This is a genomic window from Xanthomonas sp. 3075, assembly GCF_014197275.1.
In the GTDB taxonomy this organism is placed as follows: domain Bacteria; phylum Pseudomonadota; class Gammaproteobacteria; order Xanthomonadales; family Xanthomonadaceae; genus Xanthomonas; species Xanthomonas campestris_B.
Window position 1 is genome coordinate 21,614 of sequence record NZ_JACIFI010000018.1, and the last position, 20,813, is coordinate 42,426.

Sequence of the window (20,813 nt, forward strand, 5' to 3'; positions counted from 1 at the left end):
GTCGCCCTGCTGGCCGTGCTCAAGGCAGGCGGTGCCTATGTCCCGCTCGACCCCGATCACCCCACCGAGCGCCTGGCCTTCATGCTCGCCGATGCGCGCGTGCGCGTGGTGCTCACCGACGCCCAGCTGCAGCAGCAACTGCCCGCCAGCCGCGCCCTGCAGCGCACCACCGTGATGCTGCTCGATGCGCCGCTCCCCGCAGCGGACCCGGCCCACGACCACGCGCCGCTCATCGACGGCCTGCACCCGGACCACCTGGCCTACGTCATCTACACCTCCGGCTCCACCGGACAGCCCAAGGGCGTCATGGTCAGCCATCGCGGCCTGGTCAATTTGGCCCAGGCCCAGATCGCCGCCTTCGCTGTGCAGCCGTCCAGCCGCGTATTGCAACTGGCAAGCATCGGCTTCGACGCCTGTATTTCCGAACTGTTGATGGCCTGGCTGGCGGGTGCCTGCCTGCACGTCCCGCCCGCCGAGGCGCTGGCCGGACAGGCGCTGCTGGAGGTCATCAACGACCAGCGCATCACCCATCTGACCGTGACCCCGACGGTACTGGCCTCGCTGCCCGCGCAGGCCCGCTGCCCCAGCGTGCAGACCCTGGTGCTGGCCGGCGAGGCGGCCGACACCGACCTGGCCCGCGACTGGCAGGCACAGACCCGGGTGATCAACGCCTACGGCCCCACCGAGGCCAGCGTCTGCGCCAGCCTGCATCTGGACGGGGTCCAGGACGGCGAGCACCTGCCGATCGGCCGGCCGCTGGCCAACGTGCGCCTGTACGTGCTCGATCCGCGCGGCCGCCCCGCGCCGATCGGCGTGAGTGGCGAACTGCATATCGCCGGCCACGGTCTGGCGCGCGGCTATCTCGGCCGTGCGGACCTGACCGCCGAGCGCTTCGTGCCCGACCCGTTCGCCGAGCAGCCAGGTGCGCGCCTGTACCGCACCGGCGACCTGGCCCGCTGGCGTGCCGACGGCACGCTGGACTTCCTCGGCCGCAACGACGCGCAGGTCAAGATCCGTGGCGTGCGCATCGAGCTGGGCGAGATCCAGGCCGCCCTGCGGACGTGCCACGGCGTGCGCGAGGCGGTGGTGCTCGCCAGTGCCGACAGCAATGGCGACAACCGCCTGGTCGCCTATCTGGTCGGCGACGCCGAGGTCACGTTCGAGGCCGACGCCGTACGTACCCAGCTCGGCACCCGCCTGCCCGAGGTCATGCTGCCGACCGCCTATGTGCAGCTCGATGCGCTGCCGCTGACGCCCAACGGCAAGCTCGATCGCCGTGCGCTACCGGCACCCGATGCCGATGCGCTCGCCGCGCAGGCCTACGTCGCACCGGAAGGCGAGCTGGAACGCCTGCTGGCTGCGCTGTGGAGCGAGCTGCTCGGTGTCGAACGGGTCGGCCGCCACGCCAACTTCTTCGCCCTGGGCGGGCACTCGCTGCTGGCGATCAAGCTGATCGAACGCCTGCGCCAGCATGGCTGGGAGCTGCAGGTGCGTGCTCTGTTCGGCGCCACCACCCTGGCCGAGCTGGCCGCCGCGCTGCGTCCCAGCGGTGCGGTGGAGGTGCCGCCCAACCGTATCCCGCCCGACTGCACCCGCATCACCCCCGAGTTGTTGCCGCTGGTCCAGCTGACCCAGGCCGAGATCGACGCGGCCGTGGCCAGCGTCGAAGGCGGCGCGGCCAACGTGCAGGACATCTACCCGCTGGCGCCACTGCAGGAGGGCTTGCTGTTCCATCACCTGGCCAGCCCTCAAGGCGATGCCTACCTCGGCACCAGCGTGCTGGCATTCGATACCCGACCACGACTGGACGCCTTCGTCGCGGCGCTCAATGCAGTCATCGCCCGCCACGACATCCTGCGTACCGGCTTCACCTGGCAAGGCCTGCGCGAGCCGATGCAGATCGTCTGGCGCCAGGCCACGCTGCCGCTGCACGAACACACCGCCAGCGACTCCGATGCCCTGGCCGCGCTGACGGCCCGCATGGATCCCAGCCGCTGCCGGCTCGATGTCACCCAGGCGCCGCTGCTGCGCGGACACATCGCCCAGGACACCGCCCAGGACCGCTGGCTGCTCGGCCTGCAGACCCATCACCTGGTGATCGACCACACCACCCTGGAACTGCTCGTCGAGGAAATCCAGTTGCACCTCGGCGACCGCGCCGAGCAGTTGCCCATCGCATTGCCGTTCCGCGACTTCGTGGCCCAGGCGCGCCTGGGCGTGAGCGAGGACCAGCACCGTGCCTTCTTCACCCGACAACTGGGCGACCTCGATACGCCCACCACACCATTCGGGCTGCGGGAGGTGCACGGCACTGGCGCGGACATCGAACAAGCCATGCTGCCCCTGCCCGCTCCGCTCTGCGCCGCCGTGCGCCTGCAAGCGCGCCTGTGCGACGTCAGCCCTGCCAGCCTGTTCCACCTGGCCTATGCGCTGGTGCTGGCGCAGGCCAGCGGCCAGGACGACGTGGTGTTCGGCACCGCCTTGTTCGGACGCATGCACGCCGGCGCAGGCGCGCACCGCGCGCTAGGCATGTTCCTCAACACCCTGCCGATCCGCCTGCGGCGCGACGGCAGCAGCGTGGCCGACGCCGTGCGCCACACCCAGGCGCGGCTGGCCGAGTTGCTGCATCACGAACATGCGCCCTTGGCCCTGGCCCAACGCTGCAGCGGCATTGCGCCACCTGCACCGCTGTTCACCGCATTGTTCAACTACCGCCATGCCGGCGGCAGTTCGGTGCAGGCGGCGGCAACCGAAACGCCGCACGCGGACTGGCGCGGCATCGAGATGCTGGAGGTGCAGGAGCGCAACAACTATCCGCTGACGCTGTCGGTCGACGACATCAGGACGAACGAAGCGTTCGCGCTGATCGTGAAGGTACCCCCGCGCGTCGGCGCCGAACGTGTCGCGGCGATGATGCTGCAGGCCTTGCAGGCACTGGTGCAGGCCCTGGAGCAAGCGCCGCAGACCGCCTTGCACAGACTGGATCTGCTGCCGCCGGACGAACGCGCCCGATTGGAAGGCTTCACGTCCACCGCGGCCGCGCCGCACCAAACGGACTGCCTCCATCAGCTGTTCCAAGCACAGGTCCGCCGCACCCCACACGCCATCGCGCTACTCGCCGGCGGCAGCGAACTCAGTTATGCCGCGCTCGAGGCGCGGGCCAACCGGTTGGCCCATCGCCTGCACAAACTGGGCGTTGGACCGGAGAGCCGGGTTGCCCTGTACCTGCCGCGCGGCATCGAGCAGGTCGTGGCGCTGCTGGCCACGCTCAAGGCCGGCGCCGCCTATCTGCCGCTGGACCCGGAGTTGCCAGACGCACGCCTGGCATTCCTGCTTGATGACAGCGGCGCATGCATGGTGCTGACCTGCGCCGAGCTGCACGATCGACTCCCGTCCAGCCACACCATGCCCGACATCGGCGTGCTGTGCCTGGACGCGCTGCCTACGCCCGGCGCAGCAGATCCCGGTGCACCGAGTGTCCCGGGCCTGTGCCCGGACAACCTGGCCTATGTGATCTATACCTCCGGTTCCACCGGACAGCCCAAGGGCACCCTGCTCACTCACCGCGCGGCCGCACACTACCTGCAGTGGGCGGCCGAGACCTATCGTCCGCATCCCAGTGCGCTGGTGTCTTCCTCGCTGGCCTTCGACGCAACCTTGACCAGCGTGCTGGCACCGCTGCTGTGCGGCGCACGGGTCGAACTGCTGCCCGAGCGCGACACCCTGGACGCGCTGCGCCGCCGCCTCTGCGACTCCACTCCATTGGGTCTGGTCAAACTGACCCCGGCCCATCTGGAGGTGCTGGGCCAGCAACTGGCCGGGCATGCGGAACCGCTCAATCCCGCGACGATGGTGATCGGCGGCGAAGCCTTGCCTGTGGCCACCCTGGCGCGCTGGCAGACGCTGATGCCGCAGCTGCGTCTGGTCAACCAATACGGCCCCAGCGAGGCGGCGATCGCGTGCGTGATGCATGAGACCACCGCTGCGGATGCCTTGGCATCCAACGAGCGGGTGCCGATCGGCCGACCCATCGCGCACATGCGCATTTACCTGCTCGACCAGCGCGACCGGCTCGCCCCGATCGGAATCGCCGGGCATCTGCATATCGCCGGGGTGCAACTGGCGCGCGGCTACCTGGGCCGCCCCGATCTGACCGCCGAGCGCTTCGTCCCCGATCCGTTCGCAGAACAACCCGGCCAACGCATGTACCGCAGCGGCGACCTGGCCTGCTGGCGTGACGACGGGAGCCTGGACTTCCTCGGCCGCAACGACGACCAGATCAAGCTGCGCGGCTTCCGCATTGAACCCGCTGAGATTGCCGCCGCCCTGCGCGATTGCCCCGGCGTTCAAGACGCCACCGTGCTGCTGCGCGAGGACACCCCGGGCGAGCCGCGTCTGGTCGCTTATGTGGTCGGCGCAGCCGGGCATCTGGCCGCCGAAACGCTGCGCACCCAGCTGGCCGCGCACCTGCCGGAGTACATGCTGCCCACCGCTTACGTCACGCTCGATGCCCTGCCACTGACCGCCAACGGCAAGCTCGATCGTCGAGCCCTGCCGGCGCCGGACGCCGACGCGCTCGCCTTACAGGGCTACGAGGCACCCAACGGCGAGTTGGAAACCCTGCTGGCCGATCTGTGGCGCGAGCTGCTCGGCGTCGAACGCGTCGGTCGCCACGACGACTTCTTCGCCCTCGGCGGGCACTCCTTGCTTGCGGTGCGCCTGATCTCGCGCATCCGCAGCAGCCTCGCCCTGGAACTGTCCCTGGCCGCGCTGTTCGCCCAGCCAAACCTGGCCGGACTGGCGGCGGCTCTGAACAACGCCGCCGCCAGCACCTTGCCGGCCATCGTGCCGGCCGACCGAAACGTGCCGCTGCCGCTGTCCTTCGCCCAACACCGTCTGTGGTTCCTGGCCCAGCTCGACGCCCAGGCCGATCTGGCCTACCTGATGCCCAGTGCCCTGCGCCTGCGCGGTCACCTCGATCGCGACGCCGTGCGCCGGGCCCTGGATCGTATCGTCGCCCGCCACGAGACCTTGCGCACCCGCATCGTCCTGCACCACGACGAACCGGTGCAACGCATCGACGCCGACAGCGTCGGTTTCCCGCTGTCCGAACACGATCTCAGTCGCTCTCCCGATCCGGAAGCACAGATCCAACGCCACGTCGAAGAAGAAACGCTAACGCCCTTCGACCTGGCCCACGACACCCTGGCACGCGGCCAATTACTGCGCCTGGCCGACGACGACCATGTCCTGCTCGTCACCTTGCACCACCTGGTCTGCGATGGCTGGTCGATGGGACTGCTGGTGCGCGAACTGAGCACCCTCTACGCCGCCTTCGCGCACGGCCTGACCGATCCGCTGTCGCCGCTGGCGCTGCAGTACGCCGACATCGCCGTGTGGCAACGCCGATGGATCACCGGCGAGATCCTGCAGCGCCAGCGCGACTTCTGGGTCGCGCATCTGCAGGGCGCCCCGACCCTGCTGGACCTGCCCACCGACCGGCCACGGCCAGCGCTGCAGGACGCCCGCGGCGACACGCTGGCCATCGCGCTGGAAGCGCCGCTGACGGCGGCACTCAAAACCCTCAGCCAGCGGCACGGCACCACGCTGTTCATGACCCTGCTCGCGGCCTGGGGCGTGCTCCTCGCGCGCCTGTCCGGCCAGGAGCGGGTGGTCATCGGCACCCCGGTGGCCAACCGTCATCGCAGCGAGGTCGAGCCGCTGATCGGCCTGTTCGTCAACACCCAGGCCTTGTGCGTCGACCTGCGCGCCGATCCCTCGGTCACCGAACTGCTGGACCAGGTTCGCACCACCGCCCTGGCCGCACAGCACCACCAGGACCTGCCCTTCGAGCAGGTCATCGAAGCGCTCAACCCACCGCGCAACCTGGCCCACCCGCCGGTGTTCCAGGTCATGTTCGCCTGGCAGAACACCCCCGAACGCAGCATCGACCTGCCTGGACTGGTCGCCGAGGGCATCGGGTCGGCCTTACCCACCATCAAGTTCGATCTGGACCTGTCCCTGAAAGAGGTCGATGCCCGCATCGCCGGCAGCCTGAGCTATGCCAGCGCCCTGTTCGACCGCCGCACCATCGAGCGTCACCGGGCGCAGTTCGTGCAGCTGCTCGCCGGCATGGTGGCGGCCGATGCACAGGCCCCCGTCGCGCAGCTGCCGCTGCTGCCCGCCGACGAACGCGCGCAGTTGCAGCGCTTCACCGTCACCGAGACCGCGCCGTGCGCAGCGGCCACGTGCATCCATCACCTGTTCGAAGCGCAGGTGCGCCGCACGCCCGAGGCCATCGCCCTGCGCGAAGGCACCTACACGCTGCGCTATGCCGAACTGGAAGCACGCGCCAACCGGCTGGCGCTTCGGCTCCGCAGCGCGGGTGTCGGCCTGGAGAGCCGGGTCGCCGTGTACCTGCCGCGCAGCATCGACCAGGTCGTCGCGGTCCTGGCCACGCTCAAGGCCGGTGCCGCCTATCTGCCGCTGGATCCGGAGCTGCCCCGCGAGCGGCTCGCGTTCATGCTTGCCGACAGCCGTCCGCGGGCGGTGCTGACGCGCACCGACCTGGGCGCGCGCTTGCAGGCCACGCACGGCATGCCCGACAGCCGCGTATTGCGCCTGGATCTGCAGGCCGATGCGGGCTCGGAAACCGAACTGGCACTGCACGATGCCGCTGCAGCGTCAGTCCCCGGCCTGTGCCCGGACAACCTGGCCTACGTCATCTACACCTCCGGCTCCAGCGGCCAGCCCAAGGGCACCTTGCTCACGCACGCCAGTGCCACGCACTACCTGCAATGGGCCGTGCAGACCTATCGGCCGCAACCCAGCGCGCTGGTGTCCTCCTCCTTGTCCTTCGACGCCACCCTGACCAGCCTGCTCGCCCCGCTGCTATGCGGCGCCCAGGTCGAACTGCTGCCCGAACACGACACCCTCGATGCGCTGCGGCAACGCCTGTGCGATCCCACCCCGCTGGGCCTGGTCAAACTCACCCCGGCGCATCTGGAAGTGCTCGGTCAGCAGTTGGCCGAGCACCAGGAACCGCTCAGCCCGGCGATGATGGTGATCGGTGGCGAAGCTCTGTCCGCGGCCACCTTGGCGCGTTGGCAAACGTTGGCGCCGCATACCCGCCTGATCAACGAATACGGCCCCACCGAGACCGTGGTCGGCTGCGTGGTGCATGAAGCCACTGCCGGCGACGCTCACGCCGCGCATGGCCGCGTGCCGATCGGCCGGCCGATCGCCCATCTGCGCATCTACGTCCTCGATCCCCACGGCCAGCCGGCGCCGATCGGCGTGGCCGGACACCTGCATATCGCCGGCCCGCAGCTGGCCCGCGGCTATCTCGGGCGCCCGGACCTGAGCGCCGAATGCTTCGTGCCCGATCCGTTCGCCGAGCAGCCCGGTGCGCGCATGTACCGCAGCGGCGACATGGCTTGCTGGCGCGCCGACGGCACACTCGAGTATCTCGGCCGCAACGACGATCAGCTCAAGCTGCGCGGCTTCCGCATCGAACTCGGAGAAATCGCCGCCGCGCTGCGTGCGTGTGCCGGCGTCGTGGACGCCGCCGTGCTGCTGCGCGAAGACAATCCGGGCGAGCCGCGTCTGGTCGCCTATCTGATCGGCGCCATCGACGCGCACAGCGCCGACAGCCTGCGCAGCCAGTTGGCCGATCGCCTGCCGGAGGTGATGCTGCCGACCGCCTATGTCTGGCTCGACACCTTGCCGCTGACGCCCAACGGCAAACTCGACCGCGGCGCCCTGCCGGCGCCCGACGCCAACGCGCTCGCCGCACAGCGCTACGCCGCCCCCGACGGCGCGCTGGAAACCCTGCTCGCCGCGCTCTGGCGCGAGTTGCTCGACGTCGCACAGGTCGGCCGCCACGACAACTTCTTCGCCCTGGGCGGTCACTCGCTGCTGGCGGTGCGGCTGATCTCGCGTCTGCGCAGCGCTCTAGGACTGGAACTGCCATTGGCGACGCTGTTCGCGAAGCCGCGCCTGGCCGATCTGGCACTGGCCGTGGAGAGCAGCGCCGCCAGCACCTTGCCGGCCATCGTGCCGGCCGACCGCACCCGACCACTGCCGCTGTCCTTCGCCCAACACCGTCTGTGGTTCCTGGCCCAGCTCGACGCCCAGGCCGACCTGGCCTACCTGATGCCCAACGGCCTGCGTCTGCACGGCCCGCTCGATCGCCAGGCCCTGCGCCAGGCCTTGGACCGCATCGTCGCCCGGCACGAGACCTTGCGCACCCGTATCGCCCTGCACAACGACGAACCGGTACAGATCATCGACGCCGACAGTGTCGGCTTCCCGCTGTCCGAACACGATCTCGGTGGCTCTCCCGATCCGGAAGCACAGGTCCAACGCCACGCCGAACAAGAAACGCTGACGGCCTTCGATCCGGCTCACGCCACCTTGGCACGCGGCCGCTTGCTGCGTCTGGCCGATGACGACCATCTGCTGTTGATCACCCTGCATCACCTGGTCTGCGATGGCTGGTCCATGACCGTGCTGGTGCGTGAACTGAGCACCCTCTACACCGCCTTCGCCCAAGGCCAGCCCGATCCGCTGCCGCCGCTGCAACTGCAGTACGCCGATATCGCCGTATGGCAGCGCCGCTGGATCGGCGGCGAAGTGCTGCGACGCCAGCGCGACTTCTGGGTCGAGCACCTGCAAGACGCCCCGGCGCTGCTGGAACTGCCGACCGACCGCCCGCGCCCGGCGCGACAGGACGCCGGCGGCGACACGCTCGCGTTCGCGCTCGACGCCGAGCTCAGCGCCGCGCTGACAGCGCTGAGCCAGCGCCACGGCAGCACTTTGTTCATGACCCTGCTGGCCGCCTGGGGCGTGCTGCTGGCGCGTCTGGCCGGCCAGCAGCAGGTGGTCATCGGCACCCCGGTCGCCAACCGCACCCGCAGCGAACTGGAGCCGTTGATCGGCCTGTTCGTCAACACCCAGGCGCTGCGGATCGACCTGCGGGGCCAGCCCTCGTTCGCCGACCTGTTGGGCCAGGTGCGCGCCACCGCGCTGGCCGCACAGGCGCATCAGGACATTCCCTTCGAGCAGGTGATCGAAGCGCTCAACCCGGCGCGCAACCTGGCCCACCATCCGCTGTTCCAGGTCATGTTCGGCTGGCAGAACACCCCCAGCGTCGCGCTGGAGCTGCCCGATCTGCGCCTGCACAGCGTGCAACGCCCATCTCCCGTCAGCAAGTTCGATCTGGAGCTGACGCTGCAGGAAGACGGCGCGTGCATCGTCGGCAGCCTGCGCTATGCCACCGCCCTGTTCGATGCGGCCACCATCCAACGCTGGTGGCACTGCTTCGATCAGCTGCTGCATGCGCTGACACGCTCGGAAGACATCAACGTCTGGCAACTGTCCTGGCTGGATGCGCCGCAGCGGCAACAGCTGTTGGCTGAAGTCGGCATGGGCGCGATCACCACGGTGCCCGCGCAGCCAGTGCACCAGCTGTTCGAAGCGCAGGCGCAGCGCACGCCCGATGCCATCGCCATGGTCGCCGACCAGCAGTGCGTGCGCTATGCCGCACTCGATGCCCGTGCCAACCAACTCGCCCATCATCTGGTGGCGCTGGGCGTGGGGCCGGAAAGCGTCGTGGCCGTGTGCCTGCCACGCGGCATCGACCTGATCGTGGCCTTGCTGGCGATCCTCAAGACCGGCGCGGCCTATCTGCCGCTGGACATCAACGCACCGCCCGCGCGTCTGGACGACATGCTTGTCGCCGCACGCGCGCAGGTCCTGCTCGCGCAGCGCCAGATCGCCGTGCAGCTGGCACCACGCGAGGATCTGCAGCGTGTGCTGACGGACGCCGACGCGGCGTTGTGGGCATCGTCTCCCACCCACGCTCCCGCCGTGGCCGCATGGCATCCGCAGCACCCGGCCTACGTCATCTACACCTCCGGTTCCACTGGCCAACCCAAGGGGGTGGTGATCTCCCATCACGCCCTGGTCAACTTCCTCGCCGCCCTGCACGCCCAGCTGCCACTGTCGCCGCAGGACCGCCTGCTGGCCGTCACCACCATCTGCTTCGACATCGCCGCCCTGGAACTGTTCGCACCGCTGATCCATGGCGCCTGCGTCGTCATCGCTGCAGCGCAGATCCAGGAACCGGCGCAGTGGATGCAGCTGCTGGCCGAACAGCGCATTTCGGTGCTGCAAGCGACCCCGACGTTCTGGCAGATGCTGCTGAATGCCGGTTGGCAGAGCGCGCCGAGCTTGCGCCTACTCTGCGGCGGCGAAGCCTTGCCGCAGGATCTGGCCCAACGCCTGCAAGCGGGCGGCGGCCGGCTGTGGAATCTGTACGGTCCCACCGAGACCACCATCTGGGCCAGCGCGCACCCGGTCCTCGGCACCGAACCCGGCACTGTCATGCCGCTGGGGCGGCCCTTGTCCAATACCCGGATGCAGGTGCTCGACGCGCATCGGCAGTTGCTGCCGTTGGGCGTGGTCGGCGAGCTGTGCATCGCCGGCCCGCAGCTGGCGCGCGGCTATCTGGGCCGGCCCGATCTGACCGCCGAACGCTTCGTCCCCGATCCGTTCGCCGAGCAACCCGGCCAGCGCATGTACCGCAGCGGCGATCTGGCGCGCTGGTGCGCCGACGGCAATCTGGAGTACCTCGGCCGCAGCGACCAGCAGATCAAGCTGCGCGGCTTCCGCATCGAACCGGGCGAGATCGAAGCGGTGCTGCGTGGATGCGACGGCGTGCGCGAGGCGGCGGTCGTGGTGCACGCGCACGGCGACGACAACCGCCTGCTCGCCTATCTGGTCGGCAACGACACGTTGAGCACCGAGCAGCTGCGTGCCGCGTTGGCCGCGCGCCTGCCCGACTACATGATCCCGGCCGCCTATGTGCAACTGGATGCGCTGCCGTTGACCCCCAACGGCAAGCTGGATCGTGCTGCCTTGCCCGCGCCGGATACCGACGCGCTGGCGACGCAGACCTACGTCGCCCCCGAAGGCGAACTGGAAACCCTGCTCGCCACACTGTGGAGCGAGCTGCTCGACGTCGCACAGGTCGGCCGCCACGACAGCTTCTTCGCCCTCGGCGGTCACTCGCTGCTGGCGGTGCGGCTGATCTCGCGCGTCCGCGCCTTGATCGGCCTGGAACTGCCCCTGGCCACGCTGTTCGCGCAGCCGCGCCTGGCCGATCTGGCCCAGGCCCTGGACAGCGCCGCTGCCAGCACCTTGCCGGCCATCGTGCCGGCCGAGCGCAGCGCACCGCTGCCGCTGTCCTTCGCCCAGCAACGGCTGTGGTTCCTGGCGCAGCTCGATCCTCAGGCCGACCTGGCCTACCTGATGCCCAACGGCCTGCGCCTGCACGGCACGTTGGATCGCCATGCCCTGCGTCAGGCACTGGACCGCATCGTCGCCCGCCACGAGAGCTTGCGCACCCGCATCGCCCTGCACCAGGACGACCCGGTCCAGATCATCGCCCCCGCCACGATCGGCCTGCGCTTGCGCGAACACGATCTCAGCGGCCATCCAGCGCCCGAGACCGAGCTGCTGCGTCTGGCCGAACAGGAAACGCGCACGCCCTTCGACCTGGCCCACGACAGCCTGGTCCGCGGCCAGCTGCTGCGCCTGGGCGAGGAGGAACATGTCCTGCTCGTCACCTTGCACCACCTGGTGACCGACGGCTGGTCGATGGGCGTGCTGGTGCACGAACTGGGCACGCTCTACGCCGCCTTCGCCCAAGGCCAGCCCGATCCGCTGCCGCCGCTGCCGATCCAGTACGCCGACTACAGCCTGTGGCAACGCCGCTGGCTCGATGGGCCGCTGCTGCAGCGCCAGCTCGACTTCTGGCGCGACCACCTGCAGGACGCGCCGGCGCTGCTGGAACTGCCCACCGATCGCCCGCGCCCGGCGCGACCGGACGCGCGCGGCGACACCGTCGCGTGCGCGCTCGATGCCGAGCTCAGCGCTGCGCTGACAGCGCTGAGCCAGCGCCATGGGAGCACTTTGTTCATGACCCTGCTGGCGACCTGGGGCGTGCTGCTGGCGCGTCTGGCCGGCAAGGAGCAGGTGGTCATCGGGATGCCGGTTGCCAACCGCACGCGCAGCGAACTGGAGCCGTTGATCGGCCTGTTCGTCAACACCCAGGCGCTGCGCATCGATCTACGTGGCGAACCCTCGTTCGCCGACCTGTTGGGCCAGGTGCGCGCCACCGCACTGGCCGCACAGGCGCATCAGGACGTGCCCTTCGAGCAGGTGATCGAAGCGCTCAACCCGGCGCGCAACCTGGCCCATCACCCGCTATTCCAGGTCATGTTCGCCTGGCAGAACACCCCCAGCGTCGCGCTGGAGTTGCCCGATCTGCATCTGCACAGCGTGCAAGCTCCATCTGCGATCAGCAAGTTCGATCTGGAGCTGTCGCTGCACGAGCGCGACGGGGCCATCGTCGGCACGCTCGGCTATGCCACGGCGCTGTTCGAGCGCAGCACCGTGCAGCGCTTCCTCGCCAGCTTCGTCCATCTGCTGCGGGCCATGCCCTCGCACGACCACGTGCCGGTGGGCCGCTTGCCGTTGCTGGATGCGCCGCAGCGCCAGCAGCTGTTGGCCGTGTTCGGCAAGGGGCCGACCGTCGCTGTGCCGGCGCAGCCGGTGCACCGGCTGTTCGAAGCGCAAGCGCAGCGCACGCCCGATGCCATCGCGGTGATCGCCGACCAGCAGTGCGTCAGTTATGCCGCGCTCGACGCACGCGCCAACCAGCTAGCGCAGCGCTTGCTCGCGCTGGGTCTGCACGCAGGCGCGCAGGTAGCTATCGCCCTGCCGCGCTCGATCGAATTGATCGTCGCGCAATTGGCCGTGCTCAAGTGCGCGGCGGCCTATGTGCCGCTGGATAGCGCGCATCCGCGCGAGCGCCTGCTCGCGCTGATCGCCGATGCACAGGCCACGGTGCTGATCCAGGAACGCGACGGCACGCTCGCTCCGGTAGGCGTTGCTTGCCTTACCTTGGCCGATCTCGACGACGCGACCACGGCGACGCCACCGGCGATCGCCGTGCCGCCCGCGGCCACGGCCTACGTCATGTACACCTCCGGCTCCACCGGCATGCCCAAGGGCGTAGCGGTGTCCCATGGCGCCATCCTCAACCTTGTGCTGCAGGACGGGCCGGCGCGGTTGCACTCCCAGGACCGCGTCGCCTTCGCCTCCAATCCGGCCTTCGACTCGGCCACGCTGGAGGTCTGGGGCAGCCTGCTCAACGGCGCCACCGTCGTCGTCGTGCCGGCAGCGGTGATGCGCGATCCGGTCGCATTGGGTGGCTTGCTGGAACAGCAATGCCTGTCGGTGCTGATCCTGGTCGCCGGTGTGCTGCGTGCCTATGCACCGTCGATGGCCTCGCCATTGAGCACCCTGCGCCTGCTGTTGACCGGTGGCGATGTCGCCGATCCACATGCGCTGGCACAGGTACTCGATACCGACGGCCCGGTGCGCGTGCTGCAGACCTACGGCCCCACCGAGAGTACCCAGTTCGTCACCGCATTGACCGTGGACAGCGCACCCGATCCACGGCAGCGCGTGCCGATTGGCCGACCGCTGGCCAATACCCGGCTCTACGTGCTGAACCACAATGGCCAACCAACGCCGATCGGCGTGGCCGGTGCGCTGCATATCGCCGGCGCGCAGCTGGCCCAGGGCTATCTGCAGCGGCCGGGCCTGACCGCCGAGCGTTTCGTCCCCGATCCGTTCGCAGAACAGCCCGGCCAGCGCATGTACCGCAGCGGCGATCTGGCCTGCTGGCGTGCCGACGGCACCCTGGACTTCCTCGGCCGCAACGACGATCAGGTCAAGCTGCGCGGCTTCCGCATCGAGCCCGGCGAGATCGAGGCCGCCTTGCGTGCCTGCGGCGTGCGCGAGACGGTGGTCGTCGCCGATGGCGCCGAAGACAAACGGCTGATCGCCTATCTGGTCGGCGACAGCGCGACCGCAGATCCGACCGCGCTGCGCGCCCAGCTCGCCACGCGCCTGCCGGAGCACATGATCCCCGCGGCCTTCGTCCAGTTGGACATGTTGCCGCTCACGCCCAACGGCAAGCTGGATCGTGCCGCCTTGCCTGCGCCGGACACCGACGCACTGGCCGTGACTGTCTATGCCGCGCCCGAAGGCGAACTGGAAACCCTGCTCGCCGCGCTCTGGCGCGAGCTGCTCAAGGTCGCACAGGTCGGTCGCCACGACGACTTCTTCGCCCTCGGTGGCCACTCGCTGCTGGCGGTCCGCTTGGTCTCGCGGCTGCGTGAGCGCCTGGGGGTGGAACTGGACCTTTCCGATGTCTTCGCCCATCCGCGGATTTGTGCCCTGGCCAGCGCACTCGCCGGGGCCACGGCCCAGACCCTGCCCGCGATCGTTCCGGTACCGCGCGATCGCCCGCTGCCGCTGTCCTTTGCCCAACAACGGCTGTGGTTCATCGGCCAGCTCGATCCGCAGGCGCATCTGGCCTATTTGATGCCCCTGCGCATCCGCCTGCAGGGGCCGCTGCACGTCCCGGCCTTGCGCCGCGCACTCGATCATCTGGTCGCCCGGCATGAGCCACTGCGCACGCGCATCGACGTGATCGACGGCAGCGCGGTGCAACATATCGCGACGGCCGACATCGGCTTCGCACTGACCGACATCGATCTATCGCGGCATACCGCGTACGACGAGGCCATCCAGCAGCACGCCGAACAGGAGACGACGATCCCGTTCGATGGCGCCGATCGCGCGCTCGTGCGCGGGCGCCTGCTGCGTCTGGCCGATGCGGATCACGTCCTGCTGCTCACCGTGCATCACCTGGTGGCCGACGGCTGGTCGATGGGCGTGCTGGTGCACGAACTGGGCACGCTCTATGCCGCCTTTGTGCAAGACCAGCCCGATCCGCTGCCGCCGCTGCCGATCCAGTACGCCGATATCGCCGTGTGGCAACGCCGCTGGCTCAGCGGCGAGGCGCAGCAGGGCCAGCGCCGGTTCTGGGTCGAGCACCTGCACGCTGCGCCGTCCGTGCTGGAACTGCCGACCGATCGCCCGCGCACCGCAGCGCAGGACTACCGCGGCGACAATGTGCAAATCGCCCTGGATCCCGGCCTCACCGCCGCACTGACGGACCTTGGTCAGCGCCACGGCAGCACTCTGTTCATGACTCTGCTGGCCGCCTGGGGCGTGCTGCTGGGGCGCCTGGCCGGCCAGGAGCAGGTGGTCATCGGCACGCCGATCGCCAACCGCACCCGCAGCGAACTGGAGCCGTTGATCGGCCTGTTCGTCAACACCCAGGCGCTGCGGATCGACCTGCGCGGCAACCCCTCGTTCGGCGACCTGCTGGGCCAGGTGCGCACCACCGCGCTGGCCGCACAGGCGCATCAGGACCTGCCGTTTGAACAGGTCATCGAAGCGCTCAACCCGGCGCGCGACCTGGCCCATCACCCGGTGTTCCAGGCCATGTTCGCCTGGCAGAACGCGCCGACGCCCACCCCCGCGTTGCCGGGTTTGACGGTGCAGCCGATCGTCGTTGCCGAGAGCTCGATCAAGTTCGATCTGCAACTCACCCTGCAAGTGCACGACGACCGCATCGTCGGCAGCCTGAGCTACGCCACCGCGCTGTTCGACCGCAGCACCATGCAGCGCCACCTGGCCCAGTTCGTGACGTTGCTGCAGGGCATGGTCGCTGACGACCACGCATGCGTCGCGCAACTGCCGCTGCTGCCGGCCGACGAGCACGCGCAGTTGCGAGGCTTCAACGCCACCGTCACCGATATCGACGGCACGGGCTATCTGCACCGCGCCATCGAAGCGCAGGCGCAGCGCTCGCCCGACGCCATTGCCGTGACCGACGACCACGGCACCCTCAGCTATGCCGACCTCGTTAGCCGCTCCAACCAGCTCGCCCATCATCTGATTGGCTTGGGCGTGGTGCCGGAAAACAGGGTCGCCGTGTGCCTGCCGCGCGGTATCGACCTGGTCGTCGCCCTGTTGGCGATCCTCAAGGCCGGCGCCGCCTACCTGCCGCTGGACGTCGACGCACCGCCCGCGCGCCTGGACGGCATGCTCGCCGATGCCAAGCCCTGTGCATTGCTCGCCCATCGCCTCACTGCCGCCTTGCTGGCGCAACGCGACGCGCTGCACACCGTGCTGTTGGATGCCGAACCCGCTGCGTGGACCGCGGCCCCCGCACACGCTCCGATCGTGACCGCGTTGCACCCGCAGCATCCGGCCTACGTCCTCTACACCTCCGGCTCCACCGGCACGCCCAAGGGCGTGATCAACACCCATGCAGGCATCGACAACCGCCTGCAATGGATGCAGCAGCACCTGCAGTTGCAACCCGAGCAGCGCGTCCTGCAGAAGACCCCGGTCGGCTTCGACGTGTCGGTCTGGGAACTGTTCTGGCCGCTGCGTGTCGGCGCGCGCCTGGTGCTGGCCCGACCGGATGGCCACAAGGACCCGGCCTATCTGATCGACCTGATCGAGCAGGCCGGCATCGACACCGTGCACTTCGTGCCCTCGATGCTGCGGGTCTTCCTGAATGTCTTGCCCGAAGGCGCATGCCACAACCTGCAACGCATCGTCTGCAGCGGCGAAGCCTTGCCTGCGGATCTTGCCCACGGCGTACGCCAGCGCCTGCCACACGCCCGCCTGTACAACTTGTATGGCCCGACCGAAGCGGCGGTGGATGTCAGCGTCTGGGACTGCACCGACGCCGACACCCACAGCGTGCCGATCGGCCGGCCGATCGCCAATACCCGCCTGCACGTGCTCGATGCGCAGGGCCAGCTGGCCCCGATCGGCGTGGCCGGCGAACTGCAGATCGCTGGCGTGCAACTGGCGCGCGGCTATCTCGGTCGTCCCGACCTGACCGCCGAACGCTTCGTCCCCGATCCGTTCGCCGAGCAACCCGGCCAACGCATGTACCGCAGCGGCGATCTGGCGCGCTGGCGCGCCGATGGCGCCTTGGACTATCTCGGCCGCAACGACGATCAGGTCAAGTTGCGCGGGGTACGCATCGAACTCGGCGAGATCGCAGCCGCACTGCGTGCTTGCGCCGGCGTGCGCGATGCGGCCCTGATGCTGCGCCAGGACAACCAAAACGAACCGCGCCTGGTCGCCTACGTGGTCGGCGAGGCCGAGGGGCTCGCCGCCGAGACGCTGCGCACGCAGCTGGCCGCGCGCCTGCCCGACGCCATGTTGCCCAGCGCCTACGTGCACCTGGACGCGCTGCCCCTGAGCGCGAACGGCAAGCTCGACCGACACGCCCTGCCCGCACCGGATGCCGACGCACTGGCGACGCAACCCTACGCTGCCCCCGACGGCGAGCGCGAAATCCTGCTGGCCGGCCTGTGGAACGAGCTGCTCGGGGTCGAGCAGGTCGGCCGTCACGACAGCTTCTTCGCCCTCGGCGGGCATTCGCTGCTGGCCATCGCCTTGATCGAGCGCCTGCGCCAGCACGGCCTGACGCTGGAGGTGCGCACCCTGTTCGGCCACCCGCGGCTGCTGGACATGGCCGCCCGGCTACATCGCGGACAGGTGACCGTCCCGCCCAACCGCATCGCCGCCGACTGCACCCGGCTCTCTCCCGACCTGCTGCCGCTGCTGCAGCTGACCCAGGCCGACATCGACAGCATCACCGTTGCGGTGGATGGCGGCGAGGCCAACGTCCAGGACATCTATCCGCTGGCGCCGCTGCAGACCGGCATGCTGTTCCATCATTTGGCCAACGCCGGTGCCGACGCGTATCTGCAAACCAGCCTGATGGCGTTCGACACGCGCGAGCGTCTGGACCGTTTCCTGGCTGCACTGGATTGGGTGATCGCGCGCCACGACATCCTGCGCACCGGCTTTGCATGGAACGGCCTGCCGCAGCCGGTCCAGGTGGTCTGGCGGAATGCGCCGGTGCAGGTGCATACGCATGCGCTGGACGGCGCGAGCGACGTGGCGGCGGCGCTGCAGGCCATCCTGTCGTCCAGGCACTACCGGATCGACCTGCAGCGGGCGCCGCTGCTGCAGGCGCATCTCGCCTACGATCCCGTGCAGGCGTGCTGGCTGTTGAACCTGGCCCATCACCATCTGGTCATGGATCACACCACGCTGCAGATCGCGATGCAGGAAATCGACGCGTACCTGAGCGCCCGCACGCATGTGCTGCCAGCCCCCGTGCCGTTCCGCAACTTCATCTTCGAGACAAGCAACGGCGTCCCGGAAGCCGAACACGCACGCTTCTTCGCACAGACGCTCGGCGACGTCGACACGACCACCGCGCCGTTCGGCCTGACCGACATCCACGGCGATGGGGCGCGGCTGCGCACTGCGCAACAAGCGCTCCCCGCCGAACTGGCAACGGCGATCCGTCGGCATGCGCGGCGGATCGGCATCAGCCCTGCGGCGGTCTTCCACCTCGCCTACGCGCTGGTGCTGGCCAGCGCCAGCGGCCAGGACGACGTGGTGTTCGGCACCGTGCTGTTCGGCCGCATGCGCGGTGGCGCAGGTGCCGACCGCGCCATGGGCATGTTCCTCAACACCTTGCCACTGCGGCTGCGCCGCGACGCCACGCCGGTCGAACAGGCGCTGGCGCAGACCCATGCGCGCCTGGCCGCCCTGGTCGGACACGAGCATGCGCCACTGGCCCTGGCCCAGCGCTGCAGCGGGCTGGATGCGACGCATCCGCTGTTCTGCGCGTTGATGAACTACCGCTACAGCAGTAGCCGCGATGCCGTCCGGCAGGCGGCGGCCGACGCCGGGCCACACGCGCTGGCGTTCTGGGAGGGCGTGCAGACGTTGGGCAAACGCGACGTCAACAACTATCCACTGACCCTTTCGATCAACGATGGCGGCGAGGGATTCACGCTGGACGTGAGCCTGGACCAGAGCGTGCCCGCCGAACGCCTGTGCGACCTGATGCAGCACACGCTGACGCACCTGATCCAGGCGCTGGAGCAGCGTCCGCAGGCCCCGTTGCATACGCTGCCGATCCTGCCTGCGTCCGAACGCGACGCCGTGCTGCACGGGGCCGGCGCTGCGCCGGCCAGCATCGCGGCCCGCTGCGTGCATGCGGCAGTGCAGGCCCAGGCGCAGCGCACGCCGCTGGCGCTGGCGCTGGTGCAAGGCCAGCAGTCGTTGACATACGCACAGCTGGACGCCCAGGCAGCGCGGCTGGCCCGGCAACTGCAGACACTGGGCGTCGGGCCTGACACGCGGGTGGCGATTTACCTGGCCCGCAGCAGCGCGATGGTGGTCGCCTGGCTGGCCACGCTGAAGGCTGGTGCCGCCTACGTGCCCCTGGATCCGGCCTATCCGCCCGAGCGCCTGGCCTACATGCTCGACGACTGCCGGCCGCGCGCCGTGGTGACCTGCGCCGCGCTGGAAGGGCAATTGCCGAGCTGCCGTGCGATGCGCAGCGCACGGGTGCTCACGATCGACCCCTCGCAGCCGACCGACGCAACCGAGCCGACGACGATCGCGGCCAGCACCGTCACCGACGCCACGCTGGCCTATGTGATCTACACCTCCGGCTCCAGCGGCCGTCCCAAAGGCGTGATGGTCGAACACCGGCAACTGGACAATCTGGTCCGCTGGCATGGCGAACGCTTCGGCCTGCAAGCGGGCGTGCACTGCAGCGCCGTGGCCGGCCTGTCCTTCGACGCTGCCGCCTGGGAGCTGTGGCCTGCGCTATGCCATGGCGCCAGCGTGCACCTGGCACCGGCAGACGCGTCAGCGGACCCATCGGCGCTGCTCGCCTGGTGGCAGGCGCAGACGGTGCAGATCGGCTTCCTGCCGACGCCGCTGGCCGAACTGGCGCTGCAACAGGCGCAGTGGCCCGCTGGCCTGCGCACCCTGTTGACTGGCGGCGATCGGCTTGGTCCGCTACGCCAGCCGCTGCCGTTCGAGCTGATCAACAACTACGGCCCGACCGAAAACGCGGTGGTCGCGACCTCGGGGCCAGTCGAAACCAGCGACACCCTGCCCGACATCGGCATGCCCATCACCGGCGTGCGCGCCTATGTGCTGGATTGCTGGGGCCAGCCGGTTCCGCTCGGTGCGGTCGGCGAACTGCATGTGGCTGGCGCCAGCCTGGCCCGCGGCTACCTGGGCCGCCCCGGATTGACCGCCGAGCGCTTCGTGCCCGATCCATTCGTGGCGCAGGCCGGGCAGCGGATGTACCGGACCGGCGATCTGGTCCGCTGGACATCCGCGCGCACACTGGACTTCGTGGGCCGCAACGACCAGCAGGTCAAGGTGCGCGGCGTGCGCATCGAACCGGGCGAAATCGAAGCGGTGCTGCGCAACGCGCAGAGCGTGCGCGAGGCGGCCGTGGTCGCCCATCCGGCGCCAGAAGGCGGCATCCGCCTGATCGCCTACGTGACCGGCCAGGCGCAGATCGAGGCGCTGCGTGCGCATGCGGTTGCGCAGCTTCCCGAGGCGATGCGCCCGGTGGCGTACGTGGCGATGGATGCGCTGCCGCTGACGCCCAACGGCAAGCTCGATCGCAACGCCTTGCCGGCGCCGGACGAACACGCCTTCGGCGTGCGCCCCTACGCGCCCCCGCAGGGCCCGGTGGAGGAGCGCCTGGCCGCCCTGTGGAGCGACTTGCTCGGCATCGAGCGCATCGGACGTTACGACAACTTCTTCGAAATCGGCGGGCATTCGCTGCTGGCCATGCAACTGGCCTCGCGCGTGCGCACCGGCTTGCATGCCGAGATGCCGCTGGATCGCTTCTTCGCCAATCCACAGCTGCATGAACTCGCGCAACAGGTGCTCGCCAGCCGCCTGCAACGGCGTGCGCAGACAGATGCCGACACGCTGCTCGCCAAAGCCAAAACCGGAGCCTGACC

General features: G+C 69.5%; 1 protein-coding gene (cut by a window edge). It reads left to right on the forward strand.

Annotated elements, in window-relative coordinates:
• Nucleotides 1-20,811, forward strand: the 3' portion of a protein-coding gene (locus tag GGR62_RS16045) for a non-ribosomal peptide synthase/polyketide synthase (protein WP_184408852.1). 17,520 nt of this gene lie to the left of the window's left edge; 20,811 of the gene's 38,331 nt are visible here — the last part of the coding sequence; its start codon lies beyond the left edge, outside the window; its stop codon occupies nt 20,809-20,811.
• The last annotated feature ends 2 nt before the right edge of the window (nt 20,812-20,813 follow it).